This is a genomic window from Pseudomonas sp. PvP001 (genome assembly GCF_040546375.1).
In the GTDB taxonomy this organism is placed as follows: Bacteria; Pseudomonadota; Gammaproteobacteria; order Pseudomonadales; family Pseudomonadaceae; genus Aquipseudomonas; species Aquipseudomonas coleopterorum.
The window spans coordinates 1,895,794-1,919,349 of the sequence record NZ_JBEPNQ010000001.1; the positions used below are offsets into that span (position 1 = coordinate 1,895,794).

A 23,556-nucleotide genomic window follows, 5' to 3' on the forward strand; every position below is an offset into this window, starting at 1 on the left:
CTAGTCTAACCGGGTTGCGCGGGGATCGGGGTGAAGGTTCCGTCTGGGGGATTGCCCATGGGTGACAGCGATTGCGGTGGGTCAGGGGGGCCGCGGTGCGGGCGGACGCGGCTTGCACCGCTGCTACAGGGGACGGTTTCGCCCGTAGTAGCGGTGCGTGCGGAGGGTTACGCGGAGGTTGCGCTGTAGCCTTCTTCGGCGATCAGCTGGATGATTCGCTCGGGCGGCAGTTGGGTGTTGGTTTCGACCTTGCCCGCTGCCAAGTCTATCCGAACCTCGGCAGCCGGGTCTTGGGCGGTGATTGCCTGAGTTACGGCGCGTACGCAATGGCCGCAGGTCATGCCTTGCACGTTGAACTGTTGCATGGGTGGTACCTCGCTGAACGGGATTGCAGTCATTCTCAACCTTGCCATCAGGGCAAGGTCAAGTTTCGGCCGCTGCGGCCGGGCTGGAATTCCTCAGATCACTCGTCCAAGCTGGACGCTGACCCTACTGGCAGGAGAGATTCGATGCGCCCGATGATTCCATGGCTGTTCGGGATGTGCGCCCTGGCGGCACAAAGCTGTTGGGCCGGTGCGGGTACCGGGCAGCCGTACGGCATTCTGATCGTTTCCCGGGAGCGACTGGAAGTCGCCACGTCCTGCGAGATCGGGGTCTACCTGCAGGATCAACTGGTCGGCCGGCTGTTTCAGGAACAGGCCACCTCCTTCAACCTGCCGCCCGGCCCCGTGTCGGTGGGTCTGCGTCAGTTGCCTGGACAGACGCCCGGGTGCGCGCCGGGCATGACCGAATACAAACCGGTAATCGTGACCCTGCAGGCCGGACAGATCCAGAAATTCCGCATTGCAGCAGGAAATGCCGGCCTGTACCTCAAGCCCGAGCCGCTGGAATATTGACCTTGTCCAAGGGGTAGGGTTGATACTGGCGCAAACGCTACCAAGGACATTCCAACCATGAACATTGGCCAGGCCGCCCGTGAAAGCGGCCTCAGCGCAAAAATGATCCGCTATTACGAGTCTATCGGGCTGCTCGCGCCAGCCCTGCGCAGCGACAGCGGATACCGCCTGTATCAGGCCGCAGACCTGCACACGCTCGGCTTCATCAAGCGCTCGCGCGACCTTGGGTTTTCACTGGAAGAAGTGGCCAGGCTGTTGACGCTGTGGCAGGACCGCGAGCGCGCCAGCGCCGATGTGAAGCAATTGGCACGCAAGCACATCGACGAGCTGGACCGCCGCATCGGTGAGCTGAGCCAGCTGCGCGATACGCTTGTCCATCTGGTGGACCATTGCCACGGCGACGACCGCCCGGACTGCCCGATCCTTCAGGAGCTGGCATCCGGGGGCTGTTGCAACTGACACGGGAGAAGGCGCCCGCAGCCTATGGCTGTGTGCCTACTGCAACCAGGGCGGTGGCGGCTCTTCCGTGGTCTTGGCTGGCTGCTCGTCGGCTTCGCGTGCGGCACGTCGACGAATGTCGTCCAGGCGCGCGGCCTCGATTTCCCGCATGACGCCGCCGACATCGGCCTCCACTTCCTCTTCGACGAACTCGCCCGTCAGCACGCTGGCCGGGTGCAGTTTGCCTTCCTCGTACAACGCCCACATTTCCTTGGCGTAGCGGGTCTGGCGAAGCTCGGGAGCGAACCGGCCGAAATAGCTGGCCATGTTCCCGACATCACGTTCCAACATGCTGAAGGCGTGGTTGTTGCCTGCGGCGTCCACGGCCTGAGGCAGATCGATGATCACCGGGCCGTCGGGCGTAAGCAGCACGTTGAACTCGGAAAGGTCACCGTGCACCAGACCCGTGCAGAGCATCAGCACGATCTGGTGGATGAGGAACGCGTGGTATTCGCGCGCCTGATCGGGTTCCAGCTCGACGTCATTGAGACGCGGCGCCGCATCGCCGTACTCGTCGCAGATCATCTCCATGAGCAGCACGCCCTCGAGAAAATCGTACGGCTTGGGCACACGTACACCGGCGCTGGCCAACTTGAACAGCGCCGCGACCTCGGCGTTCTGCCAGGCGTCTTCGGTTTCCTTGCGGCCGAACTTGGAGCCCTTGGCCATTGCCCGCGCCTGTCGGCTGTTGCGCACCTTGCGGCCTTCCTGGTATTCGGCCGCCTGGCGGAAGCTTCGTTTGTTCGCCTCCTTGTAGACCTTGGCGCAGCGCAATTCCTTGCCGCAGCGCACCACATAGACAGCTGCTTCTTTACCGCTCATGAGCGGTCGCAGCACCTCGTCCACCAGACCGTCCTCGATCAGCGGTTCAATGCGTTTTGGAGTCTTCATCAGCTTTTATTCTGGGTCCTTCGTAGCCAAACACGCGAATTCTGACGGCATCCTCTCACAGCGAGCGCGGCTTGCCGACCCGAGCCTGTAAAAGGATGCAAACTACTCGCCAAGCGGTGGCCGATCATAGCGCTTTCCCGGCGCATCGACAGTAGCGCCTGGGCATCAAAGCTCGCCCGGGGTGAAACCGAACAACCCCTTGAAAGCGGCGATGAAGGCCGACGTGGATTCATAGCCGTGGTTCAACGCCGCCGTTGTGACGCTGTCACCCTGCTCCAAGGCCTGCAGCGACGACAGCAGCCGCATGCGCTGGCGCCAGGCGCGAAAGCTCAGGCCGGTTTCGCGCTGGAACAGGCGCATCAGGGTTTTTTCCGAAGTGCCCAGGCGGCTTGCCCACTGGCGCAGCGTGGTGGCCTGATCGGGCGCCGCGATCAGCTGATTGCACAAAGCCAACAACCGATGCTCCCTAGGCAGGGGCAAGGAGAACGCCACTTCAGGCAGCACTGCAAGCTGGTCCAGCAACACCTGCACCAGACGCGCCTGCGCGGTGTCCCCTGCCGGGTACTCATGGGGCAACTCGCAGAAGCCCTTGATCAGTTCACGTGCCAGCGGCGTGACTTCGAGCACCTTGCAGTGCTCGGTGAGCCAGGGCGACTCGTCGCGGCGCACGTACAGACTGCGCATCTCGGCGCGCATCGAGGTGACGACCTTGTGCTCGACACCGGCCGGAATCCAGATGCCCCACTGTGGCGGCGCGAAGAAATTGCCTTCGTCGGTATGGACGCCGAGCACGCCGCTGATGGCATAGGAAAACTGCGCCCAGTCGTGCCGATGGGCTGGAGTCCATGACCCTGCGCCCAGGCTTTCGGCACGGGCGTACAAAGGGCGTGGAAGGCTGACCAGGTCGGGAATGGAGCGGGGTGGCGGAGCGTGTCCGTTTATCGGCATTGGTTGGCTCTCTATCGCGAGACGGCAACAGAGTGCCTGAGTTAGCCTGTCGGTCTCAATGTTCATCGACGCACAGGCGATTCTTTCATGCACATTTTCAAACACCTCAAGCGCGTGGTAACCGACTGGTTCCTCTGCGGCATGGTGCTGGCCGTTCTGCTGGCTTGGCTGTTTCCCCGCTTCGGCGCCACCGGCGGCGCGATGCATGCCGGCCTGGTGACCAATATCGGCGTGTTCGTGGTGTTCTTTCTGCATGGCATGAACCTGTCCAGCGAGCAGATCTGCCACGGCTTGAAGAACTGGCGGCTGCACCTGATGGTGCAGGCCTTCACCTTCGTGGTGTTCCCACTGCTGTGGCTGGCCTGCGACAAGACCCTGGGTGCGTTCATTCCCGGCACCTTGATGGTGGGCTTCCTGTACCTGGCCGCTTTGCCGTCGACCATTTCCTCGTCGGTGGCCCTGACCGGCAGTGCGGGCGGCAACGTGCCGGCGGCGATTCTCAACGCCAGCCTGTCGAGCGTGCTGGGCATCTTCATCACGCCGTTCCTCTGCGCGTTGGTGGTCGGCGGTGGTTCGGGCGGCATCGACCTGGGGGAAACCCTGCTGGACCTGTGCGCCATGCTGCTGTTGCCGCTGGTGCTGGGCCAATTGTTGCGCCCCCTGTTCGGCAAGTTCTTCGGAAAGCACAAGCGCTACACCAACCTGATCGACAAGGCAGTGATCCTGCTACTGGTGTATGCCGCCTTCTGCAACTCGATGATGTCGGGGCTGTGGGAACAGCAAGGCGCGTCGGTCCTGGCCATCGCGGTGGGCGGCAGTGCGCTGCTACTGGCGCTGATCCTGCTGCTGACCACGCGTACGGCCAAATGGCTGGGCTTCAACCACGCCGACAAGGTCGCTGCGGTGTTCTGCGCCAGCAAGAAATCGCTGGCGGCCGGTGCGCCGATGGCTGCGTTGATCTTCGGCAGCAACCCGGGCCTGGGCCTGATCCTGCTGCCGATCATGATCTACCACCCGCTGCAGTTGATCGTCTGTTCGATCATGGCGGAAAACTATGCCAATCAGCTGCGCATGGAAGCGGCCGTCGCACCCGTGGGAGGCCCTGTCATCGCTCGATGATTGCGGTGACGCCCTGCCCGCCGGCGGCGCAGATGGAAATCAGCCCGCGGCCGCCACCGGCCCTGTCCAGCAGTTTGCTCAGGTTGCCGAGGATGCGGCCACCGGTGGCGGCGAACGGATGCCCTGCCGCCAGGGAGCTGCCCCTGACGTTGAGGCGAGTACGATCGATCGCTCCCAACGGCGCCTCCAGGCCCAGGCGTGTGCGGCAGTAGTCCGCGTCCTCCCAGGCCTTGAGCGTGCAGAGCACCTGCGCGGCAAAAGCTTCATGGATTTCGTAGTAGTCGAAATCCTGCAGGCTCAGGCCGTTGCGGGCGAGCAAGCGCGGCACGGCGTAGACCGGCGCCATCAACAGGCCTTCCTGGCCGCCGACGAAGTCGACCGCTGCGGCCTCGCCGTCGCGCCAATACGCCAGCACCGGCAGTCCGCGTTCCCGTGCCCAGGCTTCACTGGCCAGCAGCACCACCGAGGCGCCGTCCGTCAACGGCGTGGAGTTGCCTGCCGTCAGCGTGCCCTGAGGATTCTTCTCGAACACCGGCTTGAGCGCCGCCAGTTTCTCCAGGGTCAGGTCGGGACGCAGATTATGATCGCGAACCAGTCCACCAAATGGCGTGCTGAGATCGTCCTGCCATCCCTCGGCATAGGCCGCCGCCAGGTTGTGATGGCTGCGCAGGGCCAGTTCATCCTGCGCCTGGCGGGGAATGTTCCAGTGTTGCGCCATCAGCTCGCAGTGCTGCCCCATCGACAGCCCGGTTCTCGGCTCGCCGTTGCGCGGCAGTTCGGGTTTCAAATGCCGAGGTCGCAGTTGTAGCAACGCCTTGGCGCGCTCGCCGAAGGATTTGGCGCGGTGGGTCTGCAAGAGAACCTGACGCAGCCCTTCATCGACAGCGATCGGGGCGTCGGAAGCACTGTCGACGCCACCGGCGATGCCGCATTCGATCTGGCCCAGGGCGATCTTGTTGGCCACCAGCAGCGCAGCCTCGAGGCCTGTGCCACAGGCCTGCTGCACATCGTAGGCCGGAGTCTGCGCAGACAGCCGCGAGCCCAGCACGCATTCACGGGTCAGATTGAAGTCCCGGGAGTGCTTGAGCACGGCGCCTGCCGCCACTTCGCCCAGGCGCAGGCCATGCAGTGCATAGCGCTCGATCAGGCCTTCGAGCGCAGCCGTGAGCATCGCCTGATTGCCGATCCGCGCGTAGGGCCCGTTGGCTCGCGCGAAAGGAATGCGGTTGCTGCCGATGATGGCAACCCGGCGCACCGGATTCGTGTCAAGGTTCATGGCGGACATCCTGGGTTGAAGAAACGTGCTGCAAAGGGCCCAGGCGAACGACGCGGGCCTTGCCGTGGTCCACACTTTGAACTCTTTGACCCGGAGCCTGTTCCATGTCCGATCGATATATCGACTTCGTCAACTCTGACCTGGGCCGCCGCCTGGTGAGTGCCGTCGGCCTGCCGGCCCCGGCACGCCTGGAGCGCTGGCAAGGCGGACGGCTGCGACCGGTGGAAGGCGCCCTGCTGCTGGGCGGCGGGGCGCTGGCCGACAAGGTTGCCGACTTCGCCCGGCGCCTCACCGATACGGCCTTCGGTGCCGCCGGCCTGCCGGACTGGACTGCAGGGTTGGGTCCTCGCATCAAAGCGGTGGTGTTCGATGCCAGTGGAATCGTCGACAGCACTCAGCTGGCGCGCTTGCGCGAGTTCTTCCAGCCGCTGATCAAGAGCCTGGACCACAATGCGCATATCGTCATCCTGGGGCGCGAGCCTCGCGATCTGGATGACCCCGAAGCCCACATCGCCCAGCGCGCCGTGGAAGGTTTCAGCCGATCGTTGGCCAAGGAACTGCGCAACGGCGGCACCTTGCAGTTGCTCCACGTGGCTCCCGAAGCGGACGAACAACTGGAAGGCGCCCTGCGCTTCTTTCTCTCGCCAAAAAGCGCGTTCGTGTCGGGCCAGGTGCTGTCGTTACGGGCCAGCACGCGTCAGGTCAGCGACTGGACGCGGCCGCTGGCAGGCCGCAAGGCTTTGGTCACGGGCGCTGCGCGCGGCATCGGTGCTTCGATCGCCGAAACCCTGGCCCGCGACGGTGCCGACGTGATCCTGCTCGACGTACCCCAGGCGCGTGCCGATCTGGAAGCGCTGGCGGCGCGACTGGGAGGCCGTACGATCGATCTGGACATCTGCGCCAGCGACGCGGCCGAGCGGCTGATCGAGGCGCTGCCGGAAGGGATCGATATCGTCGTGCACAACGCGGGCATCACGCGCGACAAGACCTTGGTCAACATGACGCCCGAGTACTGGGACTCGGTGCTTGCCGTCAATCTGCTCGCGCCGCAACGCCTGACCCAGGCGCTGTTCGATCGCGGCACGTTGCGTGACGACGGTCGGGTGATACTGCTCTCTTCGACCTCGGGCATTGCCGGCAACCGCGGGCAAAGCAACTACGCGGCAAGCAAGGCCGGGCTGATCGGCCTGGCCGAGGCATTCGCGCCCAGGCTGGCCACCCGGGGTGCGACCATCAACGCCGTAGCGCCCGGCTTCATCGAAACCGGCATGACCGCACAGATGCCCTTCGCCCTGCGCGAGGCGGGTCGACGCATGAGCTCGCTGGGCCAGGGCGGACAGCCGCAGGACGTCGCCGAGGCCGTCGCCTGGCTGGCGCAGCCAGGCAGTGGCGCCGTGAATGGGCAAGTGCTGCGCGTGTGCGGCCAAAGCATCCTGGGGGCCTGACATGGCGATCCACTGGCAGACCTTGCCACGCAACCCCGACCTACCCCGCGCCTATCTGAAAGCTGCGCTCAATCGCAAGATCACCGGCGAGCACCTGCCCGATCTGGGCCTGCGCTGCAATCTGTCGGCCGACCCAAGGCACCTGGCGGCCTATCGCGAGCTGTGCGGGTTCGGCGAAGGCGGCATGCTCCCCGCCACTTACCCGCATGTCCTGGCGTTCGCCCTGCAGATGCGCCTGCTGACCGACAAGCGTTTTCCTTTTCCAGTGCTGGGGCTGGTGCATTTGCGCAATCGCATCCAGGTGTTGCGCCCACTGGGCGGCGTCGCCGGCGTGCGGGTCAGCGTACACGCGCAGAATCTGCAGGCCCACGAGAAAGGCGTGACGTTCGATCTGGTGACCCAGGTCGATGACCCCCTGGGCCCGCTCTGGCAGGAACACAGCACGATGCTGTGTCGCCAGGCAAAGATCGACGGTTTGCCAAACCCTGTGCAGACGGATGCTCAAGAGCCCCAATCCGCATTGGTCGCGGTGCATCGCTGGTACGCCGCCGCCGACACCGGGCGGCGCTATGCGCGGGTATCGGGGGATTACAACCCGATTCACCTCAGTGCGCTGAGCGCACGCCTGTTCGGCTTTCCCACCGCCATCGCCCACGGCATGTGGAGCCTGGCGCAGAGCGTGGCCGCCCTGCGCGAGCGCTTGCCGCAGAGCAACTACCAACTGGAGGTGGCGTTTCACAAGCCGGTGCGCCTGCCCAGCGAGTTGATTTTCAGCGCCAGCGCGGCGGGCCCGAGTGGACAGCTGGCGTTGCACGGTCGCGACGATCTGTTGCACATGAGCGGAACCTGGGGCCCGGCGACCCTGTAGCTATTGCGTTCGGCAAAGTTCGGCTTGAAGCTATGCGCCTTCAGGAGCTTTGCAATGAACCTAGACGCACTTACCCAACGCCTGCACCAGATTCGCGAAAACAACGATTGGCGGCGCTTTCACAGCCCGAAAAACCTGGCCATGGCGGCCAGCGTCGAGATGTCCGAACTGCTGGAGATCTTCCAGTGGCTGACCGAAGACCAGTCGCGACAACTTTCGGCCGAGCAACTCGAACACGCAGGCCAGGAGGTCGGCGATGTGGTGCTGTACCTGTTGCTGCTGTGCAGCGAACTGGGTCTGGACATGGATCAGGTGGTACGCGCCAAGCTGGCCGACAGCGAGCGGCGGTTCGCGCGATGAACGATCGCCATTTCGATCAACTGGCGACCCGTTTCGCCGAAAAGATCTATGGCGGCGCCAAGGGTGCGATTCGACTCGCCGTGCTTCAGGCCGACCTGCGCGAGGCCTTGCCGCAGCGTCCTCTGCGGGTGCTGGATGTCGGCGGCGGCCTGGGCCACATGGCCTTGTGGCTGGCCGAGCAAGGTCATCAGGTCACCCTGAGCGAACCGGCCGAACCGATGCTCGATGGCGCTCGCGAGCGCTTCGCCGCCGCAGGCCAGAGCGCCATCTTCATCCAGGCGTCCTGGCAGCAGTTGCCCGAACTGGAGCTGCCCGCCTTCGACCTGGTGATCTGCCATGCGGTGCTGGAGTGGCTGGCCGAGCCGCACGCCATTCTGCCGGTGCTGCATTCGCTGACCGCCGCCAATGGCTGGCTGTCGCTGGCGTTCTACAATCGCGATGCGCTGGTTTACCGCAACCTGCTCAAAGGGCACTTCCGCAAGCTGCACAGCAATGAGCTGGCCGGCGAGAAGCAGAGCCTGACGCCCCAGCAGCCGCTGGACCCGCGCGAGCTGGCCGCGCAACTTGAGGGCGCGTGGCGTGTCGAATCCATGAGCGGTGTGCGGGTGTTTCACGACTACATGCCCATCGACTTCCAGAAGCGGGCCGACCTGGAACAACTGGTGGAAATGGAGCTTGCCCATCGGCGGCATCCGGCATTCGCCGGTCTGGGCCGTTACCTGCACTGGATCTGCCGCCCCGCCTGATCGGTATTTCGGAGACTGCCATGCGTCGCCTGTCACTTTGCGCTGTTTGTCTGGCCCTGGCGGCCTGCCAGAGCCCCAATCCCTATGTGGCCAGTTCCAGACCGTTGCCGCCGGCACCGGCGCAGGCCGCGCAGACCTTCGACGCCAGTGCCTACCCCGCGCCTGCGCGTGACTATGCCCAGTACCGCAATTGGGCCTGGGTCAACGGACAGTTGCCGGCCGGGATAAGTTGGGCGGATTCTGCGCAGATCGCCGAGGCTGTGAGCAATGCCCTCGACCAGCGTGGCCTGCGTCCTCAGCGCGGAGGCGGCACTGCCGATCTGCGGGTCGGCACCAGCCTGCGCATGGAGACGCGCCTGCAACAGACTCGTGACGACGTCGGCTACGGTGCCGGCTATGGACGCGGTTACGGGCCGTACGATCGCTATGATCGCTTCGGCGGTTACGGCAGTTATCCGGTGGTGCGCACCTACCAGATTCAGGTCATGGTGGTGCGCATCGACCTGTTCGACGGCAAGAGCGGCCAGCCTGTCTGGAGCGCGAGTGCTGAAACCAGCAGCCAGGGCAGCCTGAGCGATCGTAACGAGGCGTTACGCAACGCGGTACAAAAGGCGCTCACGGCTTATCCTCCTTCCTGATCCACAGGAGATTTCATCATGTTGCGTCGTCTTGCCGTTCTACCCCTGGCGTTGTTGCTGGCCGCGTGCCAAACCCCTCGGGTCAATCACGATTTCGATGCCAGCCGCGACTTTGCGGCCTACCGCAGCTGGACCTGGAAAGAGCCGGCCGTGCAATACCGGCCGGACGATCCGCGGGTGCGCAGCGACCTGACCGAGCAGCGCATTCGCCAAGCCGTCAGCAGTCAGCTCGACCAGCGAGGTCTGCGGCCGGCCGCCGCCGGTGGCCGTGCCGACGTGACCGTGCAGGCGTACCTGATCGTCGATAACCGCCAGCAGCAGGTCACCACCAACTACGGGGGTGGCTGGGGCGGTGGCTACTGGGGGCCGTACTGGGCCACGCCAGCCATGAATGAAACCCGCAGCATCGATTACAAGGTCGCGACCTTGCAGTTGGACATGCTCGATGGACGCGATGGCAAGCTGGTGTGGCGCGGCAGCACCGAGCAACTGGTCAACGACAGTGCCGTGTCGCCGAGTGAACGCAACAGTGTCATCCAGAAAGCGGTGAGCGACATCCTCTCCACCTACCCGCCCCGCTGAGCGGCTCAGCCTGCCAGAGAAAAAAAGTCTGCAGTCACCCCTTCGTCGTGCGCGAGGCGTCTAATCTGAAAGCAGAAGGCCTGTTTCAGAAGTGATCCACTGTCGTACTCAAGCGGGTGCTGCCATGCCAAGTCTCGTTCTTCTCCTCTGGTTTACCCTGTGCGCCGAGCAGGATATTCGGCACAGGCGCATCGCCGATACCTTGACCGTCGGCGCGGGGGTGCTGGCGCTGGCGTGCCTGTTTTCCACCGGGCACACCTGGATCGGATCGAGCATGGTGGAAGCGGCAGCGGCGCTGGTGTTGAGCATGGCGTTGACGTTACCCGGCTACCTCAACGGCCGCCTGAGCTGTGGTGAGGTCAAGCTGCTCTGGGCCCTGGCTCTGGCTTCGGACAGCAGCCATCTGGTCGGAACCCTCATCGGTGGCATCGTGGCCCTGGTGCTGTGGGTGTTCGTCACGCCGCTGATCTGGCAGCGCCTGAGCATTCGCTACCGGCGCAAGGCGGTCTATCTGGACCCCAATGCAGCGACCGTGCTGCCCCTTACCCCCTTCTTGCTCGCCGGTTTCGTGATGACGCTGTTCTGGCTGAGCTGATTGCTTTTTCAAAAGCCCTGATCCGACACGGTCAGTTCGACTTTGGCCGTTTGCCCCGCTTCATCCAGCACACTGACCTGATACCGACCCGGCCGCTCGAACACGGCGTTCAGGCTGCCGTCTTCGGCGACATTCCCTGGAGGCTTGCCATTGATGAACCACCAATACGGCCCCTGCCCGCCGAGCGTGGAGAGCTGCAGCCGCAAGGGACCGCTGCTGGGCGATGGCTGGCGCAGGCGGTCGCCGTTGCGAGCACCGACGATGGACAGCGCTGCCATGGACGGCAAAGGAGGTGCCGGGCACTGCGGGTCTTCCTGGGGCAAACGCATTTGCCGGCGCTCGACTTTGGGTAACCAGGGTTCGAGAGCGGCAGGCCACAATGCGATGGATCGCGCCTGGGCATCCGGGCAGGAGGCGCTGGTTCGCAGTCCCTGCGGCGAAAGCCAGACCTGTTGCAGCAAACCGGTGCCAAGGGGCTGATCCAATGCCTGGAGGGTAGGCGGGACCGTGTTGTCCAGGGTCCAGGCAAAGCGTTGGCGGCGGCAGTTGGGGTCACCTCGATCCAGGGGTTGCCCCTGAGGCCAGCAGATCGCGGCGACGCCGACGCTGGCGGGCATGGGCTGGACCGGCGCGGCAATGGCCCGCTGTGCATCGCGATTGCTCAGCACATCGTGGACCTGCAACATCAATGGCGCGGCCGAGGCCAGACCGAATTGGCCGGGTACCGGGGTGCCATCGGGCCGACCGATCCACACACCGATCAGATAGCGCGGCCCGACACCTATCGACCAGGCATCGCGAAAGCCGTAGCTGGTGCCGGTCTTCCAGGCCAGCGCGGGACGCTGGACCAGGTCGGCGTGCCGGTCCTGATCCGGCCGGGCCTGACCGCTGAGGATACGCCGCACGATCCAGGCGGCACCTGCCGACATCATGGGTCGCTCGCGCAATGCATCCTGTGGCTGCCAGCGCAGGACGGCGCTGTTGCCGCTGCGCGCGAAGGCACTGTAGGCGGCGACCAGATCGTCGAGCCGACTGCCCACGCCGCCCAGGACCATGGCCAGATTGGGCTCGGCGGCCAGCGGCCAGCTCAGGTTCAGGCCACCGTTGCGCAACTGCGCGGCAAAGCGTTTGGGACCCAACGCTTCGAGCAATTGCACGGCGGGCAGGTTGAGCGAGAGGGACAACGCCGAGCTGGCCGCGACCGGACCGCTGAACCCCGCAGAGAAGTTGCCGGGCCGGTAGTCCCCGTACCGTCGCGGGACATCCTGCAACAGCGATTCGGAGTGAATCAATCCGGCATCCAAGGCCATGCCATAGAGAAACGGCTTGAGCGTGGAACCTGGCGAGCGGATGGCGCTGACCATGTCGACATGACCAAAGCGCCGTGCATCGGCAAGGTCCACCGAGCCCAGGTAGGCACGCACGGCCATGGTCTGGGCATCCACCACCAGAATCGCCGCCGACGTGCGCTCCGGCAGACGTGCACGCCAGCCCAGGAGCAGGTCTTCGAGACGCCGCTGCAGGCTGGCGTCGATCAGGGTGTGGATGAGCGGCGGGCTGTCGCTGCGGTTCAGGCGCCGAGCCAGCAACGGGGCCAATGCCGGTTCCTGCCGCGGGGCCAGCAACAAGGGCTCCTGTTGCGCTTCGCGTACTTGAGCGGCGGGCCACACACCTTGGTCGGCCATGCGTTGCAGCACTTTATCGCGAGCGGCCTGCGCCAGTTGCGGATGCCGGTCAGGACGCAGGCGGCTCGGCGCCTGGGGCAGCACCGCCAGCAAGGTGGCTTCGCTGCGGGTGAGCTGCGCGGGCGGCTTGCCCAGATACGCCCAACTGGCTGCCGCCACGCCTTGCAGGGTGCCACCGAACGGTGCGCGATCCAGGTACAGCGTCAGGATCTGCCTCTTGCTCAGGTGCCACTCCAATTGCGCGGTTCGCCATAACTGGTGCAGCTTGCCGGAGAGGGTCCGCGAATGCGGATCGAGCAGCCGTGCCACCTGCATCGATAACGTACTGCCGCCCGAAAGCACCCGCCCACCGCTGAGGTTGAGCCAGGCCGCGCGCACCAGCGCCAGCGGATTGATACCTGGATGCTCGTAGAACCAGCGGTCTTCGTAGGTCAGCAAGGCTTCCAGATAATAGGGCGACACCTGCTCCACGCTGGTCGGATAGCGCCACACGCCCTCGGCATCGGCGAAGCGCCACAGCGGTGTACCGTCCTCGGCCAGCACCACGCGCGCCAGGTCATCCTGTGGCAACGGCAGCGGCCAGAGCCGATCGGCCAGCCACAGGAGCACCATCGGTACACCAAGCGCCAACAGCGCGCGGCGAATGAATCTACGTCGAGGCGACTTCGGAAAAACGAGAATGCTGCGGATCAAGTGCGCCAACCTTGCTGGCGCTGTCGGGAACTTGGTTCGCTGGCGCATGGCCAAAGGGGGCACAATGGCGTGAATGCCACTAACCGAATCAGGACGCAGCTATGCATGTAGAAGGCTTTTTCGAGTGGTTGGGACAGGCCCTGGGCGCCATCATCCGCTGGGTGGTCGACAGCCTGAGCTGGCTGTTCAGCCTGCTCGGCAACGCAGGAGGCAACTTCGTCGACGGCCTGTCGCGGACCTTGGGCATGGACACCAACATCGTCACCATCGCGGCCCTGATCGTGGGCCTGCTGTTTCTGTATTCCGCTGTCCGAGCGTTCATGCGTGCGTCGATTATCATGGGTGTCATCTGGGCCGTGTTGGGCCTTTGGTTGCTGAGCTGGATCATTCAGTAAACCCTCTGGCGAATGGCAAAGGCAGCCAGCGGCTGCCCTTGCACACGGTCACCTGGGCCGAACCGTAAGATCCGCTGGCGTAGCGCCGACCGCATGCCAGCCTGGCCGGTACATCGATTCCACCTGCGGCGGCGGGACCTTGTAGGTACCGGGGGTCACTGCACGAGCCAGGTACAGCAGGTGCGTGCTGCCATAACCATCGAGTTTGAGCGCCGCCACGTAGCGGTCATCGCGAAACTCCTGATGCTGCAGGCTGGCGTTCTGCATCGATTCGCGCCACTGCCTGACGTTGCTGCTGGCGTCGTCCAGGCTGGCGGCACTTTGCGCCAGATTCTGATTCTCGATTTCCAGGCCGGCGGGCAGCAGATCCACCACCAATGCATCCGCTACACGCTGCTTGGCGCCCACGACCAGATGCACCAGCACCAGATCACCGCTCTTGAGGGCGTCGAGCTTGAGCGGCTCGCCGTCCAGGCTCAGGTATTGGCGACGGATCGACAGGTTGTCTGCAGAGGGCGCCGGTGGCTGTGCCGGATAGCCCGACAACGTCAACTGCTGGTACAGCGGCTTTTGCGTCTGGCTGGTGACGGTGAGCGGCTCGGACAGCGCGCCGTCGGCCAGCTTCAGCGCCGGCTGGGCGTCAGTCAGCGCGTGGCTGGTACCGGCACTTTGCAGCTGGGCGGACCAGGGTTGCTGGGGCGAAGCCAGTGCCGTGCGACCGGCCAGATACAGGGCATTGCGCTCCTGGGTGGAGAGCCAGCTGCTGCTGGCGAGCAGGTCAGAGAGAGTGAACAGACGCTCTTCGAGCGTCGCTTTGCTCAGGTCATTCTCCTGCAGCAAGGCGAGTACCAGGGCCTGGTCGCGCAGCGGGCTGCCGTAGTCGCCGAGCCAGTCAGCATCGCTGCGACTGGCCGCCAGACCGGCTTGCAGCGCCTGATCGGCGCGCGGCTGGTCACCCATCTTCTGCAGGGCGATCGCCAACTGCACCAGAGGCAAACCCGAGCGTGCATCGCTGCGCCTGTCGAACAGGCTGCGCAGCGCGCCCAACGGCGCCTGTTGGCTGCGCGCGAGCACCAGACCAGGCATACGCCTGAACCGCGAAGCGGGTGTGTTCCAGGTTGTCGCTGTAGTCGGCCTCGATCAGGTCGCGCTCCTGCAGGTAGCGCAGCAGCCGCTCATTGGCCTTCTTCAACGGCTCCGGGGGTACGGCGTAGCCTTGATCGCGGGCGCGCAGCAGGAAGTCGGTCACATAGGCCGTCAGCCAGTATTCCTCCTCGCCATCCGCGCCCCACAGCCCGAAGCTGCCGTTGTAGCGCTGCATGCCCAGCAGCCGTTCGATGCCGATGTCCATCTTGCGTTTGCGCTCGGCATCCGTATCGCTCTCCACACCCAGCTTCTTCAGGCTGGCGGCATCGGAGTACAGCGACGGGTACAGGCCACTGACGGTCTGCTCCAGGCAGCCATAGGGATACGCCCTGAGCGCCTTGATCTGCTCGCCGATGTTCAGCGGCGGCCGACTCGACAGAGTCAGCAGCGCCTCTCGTCCTGCGGATTCGAAGGGTGACAGGGCACCGGCCGGCAGCGTCCAGGGTTGATCCTTGAGCACGCTGCGCAGATGCCTGACCAGGGCGGGGTAGGCAGGACGCACGCCCAGGGTCCAGTCCCGAGTGATGGGTGGCAAGGTTTCACCAGGCAGGTCGAGGCCTTCGATCAGCACCTTGATGTGCCCCTGGCCCAACCCGCCCGAGGCTTGCACCGGCACGTGCAGCGTCCGACGCTCGCCCTTGGCCAATTGCAACTGCTTGCGGGGGGCGTCCAGCAGGGTCAACGGGCCTTCGGTGTTCAACTGCACGGTCAGGGTCTGTGATCGTTCGGTCAGGTTGGTGATGTCGAGTGCAACGCGCGCCTGGTCGCCGCCAGCAAGGAAGCGCGGCGCGGACAGCTCTGCGACCAGGGGCGCGGCGACAACGGTCTTGGCCTCGGCCATGCCGAAGCGATCTTCGGTCCAGGCTTGCGCCATCACCCGCAGCTCGCCGTTGAAGTCGGGGATATCGAGGGTCAGTTGCCCTTCGCCCTGCTCGTTCAGCGTCACGGGGGCACTTTGCAGGGCCACGATATTGACGCTGGTCTGTGGACGCTTGCCGCCCTTGGCCAGGTTGGCGGCATCGCCACCGAAGGCCAGACTGGCGAGCCGCCCCTGCCCCGCCTCGATCAGCTGGCCGTAGATGTCCAACTGGTCGGCACCGTAGCCCTTGCGACCGAACAAGGCGGCAAAAGGATCCGGCGTGGCGTACTGGGTGATATTGAGGATACCCACGTCCACCGCAGCCAGCAGCACGTGAGCCTGACGCGGGATACTGCCGTCGCTGTTGCGCGCCTGCACCTTGACCGTGAGCGGCTGCTGGGGACGCATGGTCGAGGGCGCGTCGAGGGTCAGCGCCAACTTGCGCGCAGCGCGATCGAGCGGCAGGTGCAGCAGGCCGACCGCACGCTTGGGGGTGACGTTGGCCTTGCGTTCGCCGGGGCGAATCACCAGCGCGCTGATGTAGAGATCATGCCGGGCCCATTTCGGATCGACCTTAGATGTCGAAGGTCCTGCCCTCGGCGGGCACGTCGATTTCCTGCCAGAACAAGGGGCCTTCGGCAGATTCCACCAACAGATAGCCATTGCCGGCAGCCGGTGGCGTCACCGTCACCCTGGCGGTGTCGCCATCACTGTAGTGGGGCTTGTCCAGTGCCAGCTTGACCTGGTCCGGGCGTACCGCGCCGCCTTCGGTGTTGTCCTGCCAGCTGTAGCCGGCCCAGAAACGCAGGCTGCTGACCAGACCGGTTTGTGGGTCTTCGACCTCGACGCGATAGGGCCCCCACTCCACGGGGAAACTGACCTTGGTCGTACCGCCTTCGGCGACCGAGACTGTTTCCTCGCTGAGGTTCAGGTATGTCTCGTTGTAGTTGTAGCTCCAGCCGTCGCTCTCTGAATAATTCCAGTAATAGTCGCGGCGCTCGCGCACCAGCCGTACCTTGAGCCCATCGGCCGCGAGCTTGTGGCCTTGAGCGTCGGCGACCAGCAACTCGAACTCGGCCGGCCCGTCACCGTCGACGTTCTCGCCGTCGAACATGCCGCGCACGCCGGGCAGCCGGTCAGCGGGCCAGACCGGCTGCACCAGCCGGCGCGTGATGGGACGACCACCGGATTCCTGCAGGCTGGCTTGCAGCACCAGTTGCAGGGGCGACTTGGCGTCACTCCAGCGGCTGTCGATGGCGAGGTTCGCCTTGCCCTGTGCATCGAGGGGGGTTTCATCAATCTCCAGATCCTGACTGAGTTCGCCTTCGGTCAAAGAGCCGAACTGGAAACCCGGCAGCGCAGGGACCGCTTCGCGCAGCGGACGCACGTACAACTGGCCGCTCAGCCGATTGCCCGAGGCCGGAGCGCCGTACAGATAGCGGCCGGTTACGTCGACATCCAGCGTATCGACAGGTGCGATAGGCGTGTCCTGGCCCTTGAGGTCCAGGGCCAGGCGCTCGGGGAGGAAGTCTTCCACCTGGAATTCATAGACCTGAGGCTTGCCGTCGCCCAGGTCGAACAGCAGTTGCCAGCGCCCGGTCGGGGCTTCGCCTGCCAGTGGCAGTTGATAGCGATAGAAGCCCGCATCGTCCGGTTGCCAGACGAATTTGCGGCTGAGCTGGTCGTCCGGCCGGCGGACCTCGACGCTCACCGGTTGCGGCTTGACCGGGTGGCCGTCGTTGTCGCGCAGCAAGGCGTTGAGCAGCACGGTTTCGCCAGGGCGGTAGAGGTCGCGCGGACCGAAGACGAAAAACTGCAACGGATGTGCCTTGGGCCCGGCGATGTCGAACTCGGCCAGATCCAGGGCAGCGGTGTTCAGCCGCAGCAGGCTGGTCTGCTCGCCCTGGTGTGCCAGCAGCACCTCGGCTTTCACCGGCAAGGGCAGTTCGGCATGTCCAGCGGCGTCGGTCTTGCCTTCGCCGATCGTGCGGCCCTTGCCGTCAAGCAACTGCAGACTGACGTCGCCCAGGGCCTTGCCGCCTTCCAGGGCTTGGGTGAATACGTCCATGCGGTCGGCGTAGCGATGCACGGACAGGCCGATGTCGCTCAGCGTGAACAGCGTCGCCGGCTGGGCATAGTCGTAGGTGCCCGAGGCACGCATCACCGCCAGGTAGACGCCTGGCTGCTGCAGTGGCTTGATACCGCCGATGGGCAGCAGCAGGGTCTCGCGGGTATTGGCCGCCGGGTCGAGATTGAAGCGACCGCCGAAGACCAGTTCGGCCATGGGCAACAGCTCGCGGGATTCATAGCTTTGCAGGCTGCTGTTGCGGCCCCAGCGACTGAGAAAGGCCGGCAGTTGCTCGGGCCGTATGCGGAAGAATTCGACATCGACCTTGTCGACGTTCAGCGCAATCACCGGCAAGCCTTCGGCCAGTCGGGTGGGCAACAGCGAGCCGCGGCTGGCGAAGCCCACCGTGGGTTGCAGGTCCCGGGTTTCCAGGCTACTGCTGTACGCACTGGCCAAGGTGCCCTGGTTCACCGAGAGCAGGCCGGCATCGACCGTCAGCACCAGTTTGCGCTTGGGCTCCAGATGGCGAAAGCGCAGCTCCATCAGGTTGTCGGACAGTTCCCATGCGCCGTCCAGTGTGCCTCGGGTGCTGTCGACCAGGTGAACCTTGTCGGCGAAGTTCTGCTTGGGATCCAGCGGTGCGGAGAAAGTCACCGAGAGGGTGCTGGCGCCGTCGAGCTGAATTTCCGAGGCATCGGCGACGGTCAGCTCACGGCCTTCGTAGCGCTTCGCCAGGGCAGGCAGATCGACGCTGGCCGCAGGCTTGGGCGCAGCCGTTGCAGCCACCGGCGGCGCGGGCTCGACGGGTTTTTCCGAGGTCGATGAATCGCACCCGCCGAGCAGGGCCAGTGCGCAGGCCAGAAACAGTCCTTTGTTCAATGTAAGGTACCTGGGGCAGTGAAAAGCAAGGCTGAGAATATATATCAATATTGACGTTTTCGTAGGCAGGGTTACCGGTTGAGACAACTGTGCCGTGGTGTTGCGAGTGTGGGCTACAATCCCCGCCCCGAATGCGGAGCTTGCATGTCTACCCTACTGACCGACTGGCGCCATCGCCTCACCCACAAGAACGTCTGGGCCCTGGCCGCGCCGATGATTCTGTCCAACCTGTCGGTCCCGCTGGTGACGCTGGTGGACAGCGCCGTGATCGGCCATCTGCCCCACGCTCACCAGTTGGGCGCAGTGGCCGTGGGCGGCAGCCTGTTTACGTTCATGGTGTCGCTGATGAGTTTCCTGCGCATGGGCACCACCGGTTTCGCCGCGCAGGCGGCCGGGCGCCGCGACGGTGACGCGCTGCGCCAGATCCTCGTGCAGGGCCTGAGCCTGGGGCTGCTGTTTTTCCTGCTGCTGTCGATGTTGGCCCTGCCCTTCAGCCACCTCGCCCTGAGCTTCATGTCGCCGTCCGCGGCACTGGAGCAAGCCACCCATGACTTTTTCCAGACGCGCCTGTTGGGGCTGCCTGCCGCGCTGGCCAGCTACGCCCTGATCGGCTGGTTCCTCGGCACCCAGAATGCCCGCGCGCCGTTGCAACTGCTGCTGACCACCAACGTGGTCAACATCGCCCTGAACCTGTGGTTCGTGCTCGGCCTGGACTGGGGCGTCCTGGGCTCGGCGCGTGCGTCAGTGATTGCCGAATGGGTTGGCGCCCTGCTCGGCCTGGCCCTCACCCGTCCGTCCCTGCGCGCCTATCCGGGGCATCTGGTGTGGACAGCATTGCAGTCGTGGCACAACTGGCAGCCGCTGTTGGGCGTCAACCGCGATATCTTTCTGCGCAGTCTGGCGCTGTCCGGGGTCTTCCTGCTGATCACCATCCAGGGCGCGCGCTTCGGCGACGCCACTGTGGCCGCCAATGCGCTGCTGCTCAACGGTCTGCTCATCACCGCCTATGCGCTGGACGGCCTGGCCCATGCGGTCGAAGCGTTGTGCGGGCACGCCATTGGTGCGCGCGATCGGCAAACGCTGCGCCGTTCGCTGGTGGTGTCCTTTGGCTGGTCGTTGATCGCCAGCAGCGGGTTTGCCGTGCTGTTTCTGCTCGGTGGGCATGTGTTCGTCAATCTGCAGACCGATATTCCCAGTGTCCGTGAGGCGGCCTATCCGTTCCTGCCCTACCTGGCCGTGCTGCCGCTGATTGCGGTGGGGAGCTATCTGCTGGACGGCCTGTTCATTGGTGCAACGCGGGCGCGGGAGATGCGCAATGCGATGCTGGTCAGTGTGGTGGTGATGTTGCCGATCGGCTGGTGGAGCACCGGGTTTGGGAATCATGGCCTGTGGATCAGTTTCCTGCTGTTCATGATGCTGCGGGCGGTGACGCTGGGGTGGATTGCGTGGCGGTTGCAGCGCAGGGATGAGTGGGTGTCTTAGTTATGGGTCGCTTGTCGGGGCCCTTTCGCGGGTAGAACCCGCTTCCACAGAGAACCCGCTCCCACAGAGAGCCTGCGCCCATAGAGAAGCGGCTCCCTCAAGGGTGGGTTGTGACGAAGCGGGCCACTTCGTCCACCACCGGTGCCAGCCAGCGCAGGGGCCAGACGAATGAGGCGACCAGGGTGCGATGGTCCGGTCGGCGATAATAGCGTTCCTGCACCGGGACGCCGGCCAGGCGCAGTCGGTGGGCAAGGTTTTCGCTGTTGCGTACCGGGTCCACGGTCGAGTCATGGGTCGCGGCGATGAGCAACGCCGGAGGCGAGCCGGCCAGAGGCTGGTTGATGGGTTGCGATTGGGGCGGTGAATCGGGGAAGAAGAATACCGGCTTGGCCTCGGGATTCTCGATCGGCAGGAAATCATAGGGGCCGGCCAGGCCGATCCAGCCGCGTAGCGCGCTGGCGGGCACGCGGGCCTTACGCAGCCACTGCGGATCGAGGGCAAGCATGGCCGCGTTGTAGCCGCCGGAGCTGTGGCCCATCACGAACAGACGGCGAACGTCGCCACCGTACCGAGCGATGTTTCGATAGGTCCAGGCAACGGCATCGGCGCCGTCTTCGATGAAGCTGGGATAGCGCACCTGCGGGTAAATGACGGTAGTCGGCGACCACCACCAGAATGCCGCGAACGGCCAGCGCCTGGGCGACGAAACGATAGTCGCCTCGCTCGCCGCTGTTCCAGGTGCCCCCATAGAAAAAAACCACCACCGGTGTGGCCGGCAGTGGTCGAGTGGGACGATAGACGTCCAGCTTCTGACGCGGATCGACGCCGTAGGCCACCCCCTCAGTGAGCTGGTAACCACTGGACGGCGTCACGACATCCAGGGTGCGCAACCCGGAGCAGCCGCCCAGCAGCCCCAGCAGGGCAGCGAGGGCGAGCAACCGGGCAGCCAGGCCCATGCGTTACGAGGACAGGTACGAAGAACGGGTCAGGCCCAGGCGCAGGGCGTCCAGGTACTGGGTGCGTTCGCGCGCAGTGATCTTGGCACTGGCGACCTTGTCGCGGTAATGGGTCATCAGCTCTTCGGGGGACAGGTGCACATAGCGCAGCATGTCTTCGATGGTGTCATGGGTTTCGATACCGGCGCTGTACACGCTGCCATCCTGACGCTGATAGATGTTCACCGAATCGGTGTCACCGAACAGGTTGTGCATGTCGCCGAGGATTTCCTGGTACGCGCCGACCAGGAAGATGCCCAGCAGGTAATCCTCACCCTGGTTGACGGCGTGTACCGGCAGGCTGGTCTCGATGCTTTGCTCATCCACGTACTGCTTGATCTTGCCGTCGGAGTCGCAGGTCAGGTCCTGCAGCACGGCGCGACGCAGCGGTTCTTCGTCGAGACGATGCAGCGGCAGGATCGGCAGCACCTGGCCGATGGCCCAGGTATCGGGCAGGCTCTGGAACACCGAGAAGTTGCAGATGTACTTGTCGGCGAGCTTGTCGTTGAGTTCGTCCAGTACCTGGCGATGGGAACGCTGGCGGGCCTTGAGCGAGTTGTGCAGGCGACGGCACACGGCGAAGTAGCACTGTTCGGCTAAAGCTTTCTGCGCCAAGGTCACCTTGCCATCGGCGTACTGCGCAGCGATGTCACTGATGTAGTGCGTGGCGCGCCAGTAGTTCTCGGTGACCATCTCGATGTCGGTCGGACCGAGCAGATCGACCAGCCACTGCAGGGTTTCGGGCAGGTTCTGCTTGTCGACGATCTCGGGGACTTCGTCGTTGTGACGTTCGACGTCGGTGACCTGCACCACCAGCATGGCGTGGTGCGCGGTCAGCGAGCGGCCGCTTTCCGAAAAGATGTGCGGATGCGGCATGCCCTGGGCATCGCAGAATTCCTTGAGCATGCCCACCACGACACCGGCGTAGTCGTCCATGTCGTAGTTGATCGAGCTGGCGTTGCGCGAATGGGTACCGTCGTAGTCGACCCCCAGACCGCCGCCCACGTCGATGTGATCGACCGGCAGGCCGAGCGCGCGCAGCTCGCCGTAGTAACGGATCGCTTCCTTGAAGCCGTGCTGGTAGTCCGCCAGGTTGGCGATCTGCGAACCCATGTGGAAATGCAGCAGGCGAATGCCTTGATCGACCCCGGCTTCGCGGAAGCGCTCGACCACCGACAGCAGCTGCGCGGCGGACAGGCCGAACTTGGATTTTTCACCGCCGGTATCGGCCCACTTGCTCGAAGCCAGGGACGACAGACGCACGCGCAGGCCGATCTGCGGCTTGACCTTGAGGTCGGCCGCTTCCTCGATGACCAGCGCCACTTCGGACTCTTTCTCGATGACGATGAAGACGTTGTGGCCCAACTTCTGGCCGATCAGGGCAAGACGAATGAACTCGCGGTCCTTGTAGCCGTTGCAGACGATGGTCCCGCCTTTCGGCGCCAGAGCCAGCACGGCCAGCAGCTCGGGCTTGGAACCGGCTTCCAGGCCGATCGAGACGTCCTGGGTGGCGATGATGTTTTCCACCACCGCTTCCTGCTGGTTGACCTTGATCGGGTACAGCGCGGTGTAGCGATTCTGGTATTCGAGGCGGGCGATGTTGGCATCGAAGGCCCCGGTCAGCTGGCGCACGCGGTCTTGCAGGATGTCGGGGAAACGAACCAGCAGCGGCAGCGACAGGCCGCTCTTGCGCAGGTGGTCGACCTGTTCGTAAAGATCGATCGGCGAGCTGTCCGGGCCGTTTGGACGAACCTCGACACGGCCGGCCTCGTTGATGGCGAAATAGCCCGCGCCCCAGTGGCGAATGCCATAAACGCTGCGGCTGTCGGCCACGGTCCATTGGCTGCCATCGTCTTTGCGTGTGCGTCGTACGGACATCGAGGTCCCCTATGAAAAAAGTCGGTTGTCACGGGCCGTCAGGCCCTGCGCAGTGTAGAGGGTAAAGATGACGGTTGCTGCGCCTGCAGAGGTAGACCCCGGCGAGTACCTCAAGTTTACAAGGCGTATGGCTCAGCCACCGGATTTGCGCGCCTTGAAGCCTTGCTTGACCAGCTCGGCAAGCAGCAGCTCGACATGGTCGCCCTGGATCTCGATGACGCCTTCTTTGAGCGCGCCACCCGTGCCGCAGCGGCGCTTGAGGGTGGTCGCCAATTCCTTGAGGGCATCGGCTGGCAGTGGTACGCCGGTGATGGTGGTCACGGTCTTGCCGCCACGCCCTTTGCTTTCTCGACGCACGCGAGCAATGCCGTCGCCTTCGGGCACGGCCGTTTGCTTGCAGGTACAGGCGTCGATGGGCTGACGGCAGTCGGGACAATGCCGACCGCTGTCGGTAGAGAACACCAGGCCGCCCAGGGCGGCGAAGGATGCGGCTTTCTTGGCCACCGGCATGCCTCATGTGAAGTGGATCAGGCCGCGCAGTTTAGCGGGAAACGGGGTGTGTGCTAAGGGCCTGAGGGAAGCAATTGCCGAGGTTGCGCGGATTTCATGGAAGA

19 protein-coding genes and 2 pseudogenes are annotated in these 23,556 nt (G+C 64.6%); 12 read left to right on the forward strand and 9 right to left on the reverse strand.

Annotation, left to right across the window (positions count from 1 at the left end):
- Positions 1-167: 167 nt before the first annotated feature.
- Positions 168-365 carry a heavy-metal-associated domain-containing protein gene (locus tag ABMD26_RS08705; protein WP_354309085.1) on the reverse strand — a complete coding sequence of 66 codons (198 nt, stop codon included), beginning with the start codon at positions 363-365 and terminating at the stop codon, positions 168-170.
- A 144-nt stretch (positions 366-509) separates the two neighbouring features.
- On the opposite strand from ABMD26_RS08705, the gene ABMD26_RS08710 reads away from it, so the two are divergent.
- Positions 510-896: a hypothetical protein gene (locus ABMD26_RS08710; protein ID WP_502948308.1), complete on the forward strand. Its 387-nt coding sequence runs from the start codon at positions 510-512 to the stop codon at positions 894-896.
- Positions 897-953: 57 nt separating this feature from the next.
- Complete coding sequence (gene cueR, locus ABMD26_RS08715; RefSeq protein ID WP_090356032.1) at positions 954-1,355, forward strand: Cu(I)-responsive transcriptional regulator; 402 nt, start codon at positions 954-956, stop codon at positions 1,353-1,355.
- A gap of 36 nt (positions 1,356-1,391) precedes the next feature.
- Here the strand turns inward: cueR and ABMD26_RS08720 are convergent, their stop codons facing one another.
- Positions 1,392-2,285 (reverse strand): PA4780 family RIO1-like protein kinase, encoded by an 894-nt coding sequence (locus tag ABMD26_RS08720; RefSeq protein ID WP_056844321.1) that lies wholly within the window; start codon positions 2,283-2,285, stop codon positions 1,392-1,394.
- Between the two features lie 165 nt (positions 2,286-2,450).
- A complete protein-coding gene (locus tag ABMD26_RS08725) occupies positions 2,451-3,233 on the reverse strand; it encodes an AraC family transcriptional regulator (protein ID WP_354309089.1) in 783 nt (260 codons plus the stop codon).
- Positions 3,234-3,320: 87 nt separating this feature from the next.
- On the opposite strand from ABMD26_RS08725, the gene ABMD26_RS08730 reads away from it, so the two are divergent.
- Positions 3,321-4,352, forward strand: coding sequence for a bile acid:sodium symporter family protein (locus ABMD26_RS08730; protein WP_354309091.1), 1,032 nt, complete (start codon positions 3,321-3,323; stop codon positions 4,350-4,352).
- Here the strand turns inward: ABMD26_RS08730 and ABMD26_RS08735 are convergent.
- Entirely contained in the window at positions 4,339-5,628 is a 1,290-nt protein-coding gene (locus ABMD26_RS08735) for an acetyl-CoA C-acetyltransferase (protein WP_354309093.1), read from the reverse strand. The two genes, ABMD26_RS08730 and ABMD26_RS08735, sit on opposite strands and share 14 nt — an antisense overlap.
- A 104-nt stretch (positions 5,629-5,732) precedes the next feature.
- Here ABMD26_RS08735 and ABMD26_RS08740 point away from each other — a divergent pair, with 104 nt between their 5' ends.
- The 7 genes from ABMD26_RS08740 (at position 5,733) to ABMD26_RS08770 (ending at position 10,862) form a co-directional block, all read left to right on the forward strand.
- On the forward strand, positions 5,733-7,073 hold the full coding sequence (locus ABMD26_RS08740; RefSeq protein ID WP_192069153.1) for a 3-oxoacyl-ACP reductase: 1,341 nt from the start codon (positions 5,733-5,735) through the stop codon (positions 7,071-7,073).
- Position 7,074: 1 nt separating this feature from the next.
- Positions 7,075-7,941 carry a MaoC family dehydratase gene (locus tag ABMD26_RS08745; protein WP_192069154.1) on the forward strand — a complete coding sequence of 289 codons (867 nt, stop codon included), beginning with the start codon at positions 7,075-7,077 and terminating at the stop codon, positions 7,939-7,941.
- A 54-nt stretch (positions 7,942-7,995) separates the two neighbouring features.
- Positions 7,996-8,301 (forward strand): MazG-like family protein, encoded by a 306-nt coding sequence (locus ABMD26_RS08750; protein ID WP_122480292.1) that lies wholly within the window; start codon positions 7,996-7,998, stop codon positions 8,299-8,301.
- Positions 8,298-9,047: a methyltransferase gene (locus ABMD26_RS08755; RefSeq protein WP_354309096.1), complete on the forward strand. Its 750-nt coding sequence runs from the start codon at positions 8,298-8,300 to the stop codon at positions 9,045-9,047. The genes ABMD26_RS08750 and ABMD26_RS08755 overlap by 4 nt, the downstream gene beginning before the upstream one ends.
- A gap of 20 nt (positions 9,048-9,067) precedes the next feature.
- Positions 9,068-9,685, forward strand: a complete 618-nt coding sequence (locus tag ABMD26_RS08760; protein WP_354309098.1) for a DUF4136 domain-containing protein — start codon at positions 9,068-9,070, stop codon at positions 9,683-9,685.
- Between the two features lie 18 nt (positions 9,686-9,703).
- Positions 9,704-10,267, forward strand: coding sequence for a DUF4136 domain-containing protein (locus tag ABMD26_RS08765; protein WP_122744060.1), 564 nt, complete (start codon positions 9,704-9,706; stop codon positions 10,265-10,267).
- A 124-nt stretch (positions 10,268-10,391) separates the two neighbouring features.
- Positions 10,392-10,862, forward strand: a complete 471-nt coding sequence (locus tag ABMD26_RS08770) for a prepilin peptidase (RefSeq protein ID WP_056844329.1) — start codon at positions 10,392-10,394, stop codon at positions 10,860-10,862.
- Positions 10,863-10,870: 8 nt separating this feature from the next.
- Here ABMD26_RS08770 and pbpC read toward each other — a convergent pair whose 3' ends face one another.
- Positions 10,871-13,192 carry a peptidoglycan glycosyltransferase PbpC gene (gene pbpC / locus ABMD26_RS08775; RefSeq protein WP_354311813.1) on the reverse strand — a complete coding sequence of 774 codons (2,322 nt, stop codon included), beginning with the start codon at positions 13,190-13,192 and terminating at the stop codon, positions 10,871-10,873.
- Between the two features lie 149 nt (positions 13,193-13,341).
- On the opposite strand from pbpC, the gene ABMD26_RS08780 reads away from it, so the two are divergent.
- Positions 13,342-13,635: a hypothetical protein gene (locus ABMD26_RS08780; RefSeq protein ID WP_043190966.1), complete on the forward strand. Its 294-nt coding sequence runs from the start codon at positions 13,342-13,344 to the stop codon at positions 13,633-13,635.
- Positions 13,636-13,683: 48 nt separating this feature from the next.
- Here ABMD26_RS08780 and ABMD26_RS08785 read toward each other — a convergent pair.
- Positions 13,684-18,587: pseudogene (locus ABMD26_RS08785) on the reverse strand (alpha-2-macroglobulin family protein).
- Positions 18,588-18,731: 144 nt separating this feature from the next.
- Here ABMD26_RS08785 and ABMD26_RS08790 point away from each other — a divergent pair.
- Positions 18,732-20,069, forward strand: coding sequence for an MATE family efflux transporter (locus tag ABMD26_RS08790; protein WP_354309101.1), 1,338 nt, complete (start codon positions 18,732-18,734; stop codon positions 20,067-20,069).
- A 97-nt stretch (positions 20,070-20,166) separates the two neighbouring features.
- On the opposite strand, the pseudogene ABMD26_RS08795 reads toward ABMD26_RS08790, so the two are convergent.
- The 3 genes and pseudogenes from ABMD26_RS08795 to ABMD26_RS08805 all read right to left on the reverse strand — a co-directional run bounded on the left by ABMD26_RS08795 (position 20,167) and on the right by ABMD26_RS08805 (position 23,446).
- A pseudogene (locus ABMD26_RS08795) lies at positions 20,167-21,025 on the reverse strand (alpha/beta hydrolase).
- Between the two features lie 3 nt (positions 21,026-21,028).
- The gene (gene speA, locus ABMD26_RS08800; RefSeq protein ID WP_134722999.1) at positions 21,029-22,942 is read right to left on the reverse strand and encodes an arginine decarboxylase; all 1,914 of its coding nucleotides are present in this window, start codon (positions 22,940-22,942) and stop codon (positions 21,029-21,031) included.
- Positions 22,943-23,074: 132 nt separating this feature from the next.
- Positions 23,075-23,446 (reverse strand): translation initiation factor Sui1, encoded by a 372-nt coding sequence (locus ABMD26_RS08805; protein WP_090361957.1) that lies wholly within the window; start codon positions 23,444-23,446, stop codon positions 23,075-23,077.
- Positions 23,447-23,556: the final 110 nt, after the last annotated feature.

Coding starts and splice junctions, on each gene's coding strand:
- ABMD26_RS08705 (WP_354309085.1), bottom strand. CDS start 365: ATGCAACAGTTCAACGTGCAAGGCATGACCTGCGGCCATTGCGTACGC.
- ABMD26_RS08710 (WP_502948308.1), top strand. CDS start 510: ATGCGCCCGATGATTCCATGGCTGTTCGGGATGTGCGCCCTGGCGGCA.
- cueR (WP_090356032.1), top strand. CDS start 954: ATGAACATTGGCCAGGCCGCCCGTGAAAGCGGCCTCAGCGCAAAAATG.
- ABMD26_RS08720 (WP_056844321.1), bottom strand. CDS start 2,285: ATGAAGACTCCAAAACGCATTGAACCGCTGATCGAGGACGGTCTGGTG.
- ABMD26_RS08725 (WP_354309089.1), bottom strand. CDS start 3,233: ATGCCGATAAACGGACACGCTCCGCCACCCCGCTCCATTCCCGACCTG.
- ABMD26_RS08730 (WP_354309091.1), top strand. CDS start 3,321: ATGCACATTTTCAAACACCTCAAGCGCGTGGTAACCGACTGGTTCCTC.
- ABMD26_RS08735 (WP_354309093.1), bottom strand. CDS start 5,628: ATGAACCTTGACACGAATCCGGTGCGCCGGGTTGCCATCATCGGCAGC.
- ABMD26_RS08740 (WP_192069153.1), top strand. CDS start 5,733: ATGTCCGATCGATATATCGACTTCGTCAACTCTGACCTGGGCCGCCGC.
- ABMD26_RS08745 (WP_192069154.1), top strand. CDS start 7,075: ATGGCGATCCACTGGCAGACCTTGCCACGCAACCCCGACCTACCCCGC.
- ABMD26_RS08750 (WP_122480292.1), top strand. CDS start 7,996: ATGAACCTAGACGCACTTACCCAACGCCTGCACCAGATTCGCGAAAAC.
- ABMD26_RS08755 (WP_354309096.1), top strand. CDS start 8,298: ATGAACGATCGCCATTTCGATCAACTGGCGACCCGTTTCGCCGAAAAG.
- ABMD26_RS08760 (WP_354309098.1), top strand. CDS start 9,068: ATGCGTCGCCTGTCACTTTGCGCTGTTTGTCTGGCCCTGGCGGCCTGC.
- ABMD26_RS08765 (WP_122744060.1), top strand. CDS start 9,704: ATGTTGCGTCGTCTTGCCGTTCTACCCCTGGCGTTGTTGCTGGCCGCG.
- ABMD26_RS08770 (WP_056844329.1), top strand. CDS start 10,392: ATGCCAAGTCTCGTTCTTCTCCTCTGGTTTACCCTGTGCGCCGAGCAG.
- ABMD26_RS08780 (WP_043190966.1), top strand. CDS start 13,342: ATGCATGTAGAAGGCTTTTTCGAGTGGTTGGGACAGGCCCTGGGCGCC.
- ABMD26_RS08790 (WP_354309101.1), top strand. CDS start 18,732: ATGTCTACCCTACTGACCGACTGGCGCCATCGCCTCACCCACAAGAAC.
- speA (WP_134722999.1), bottom strand. CDS start 22,942: ATGTCCGTACGACGCACACGCAAAGACGATGGCAGCCAATGGACCGTG.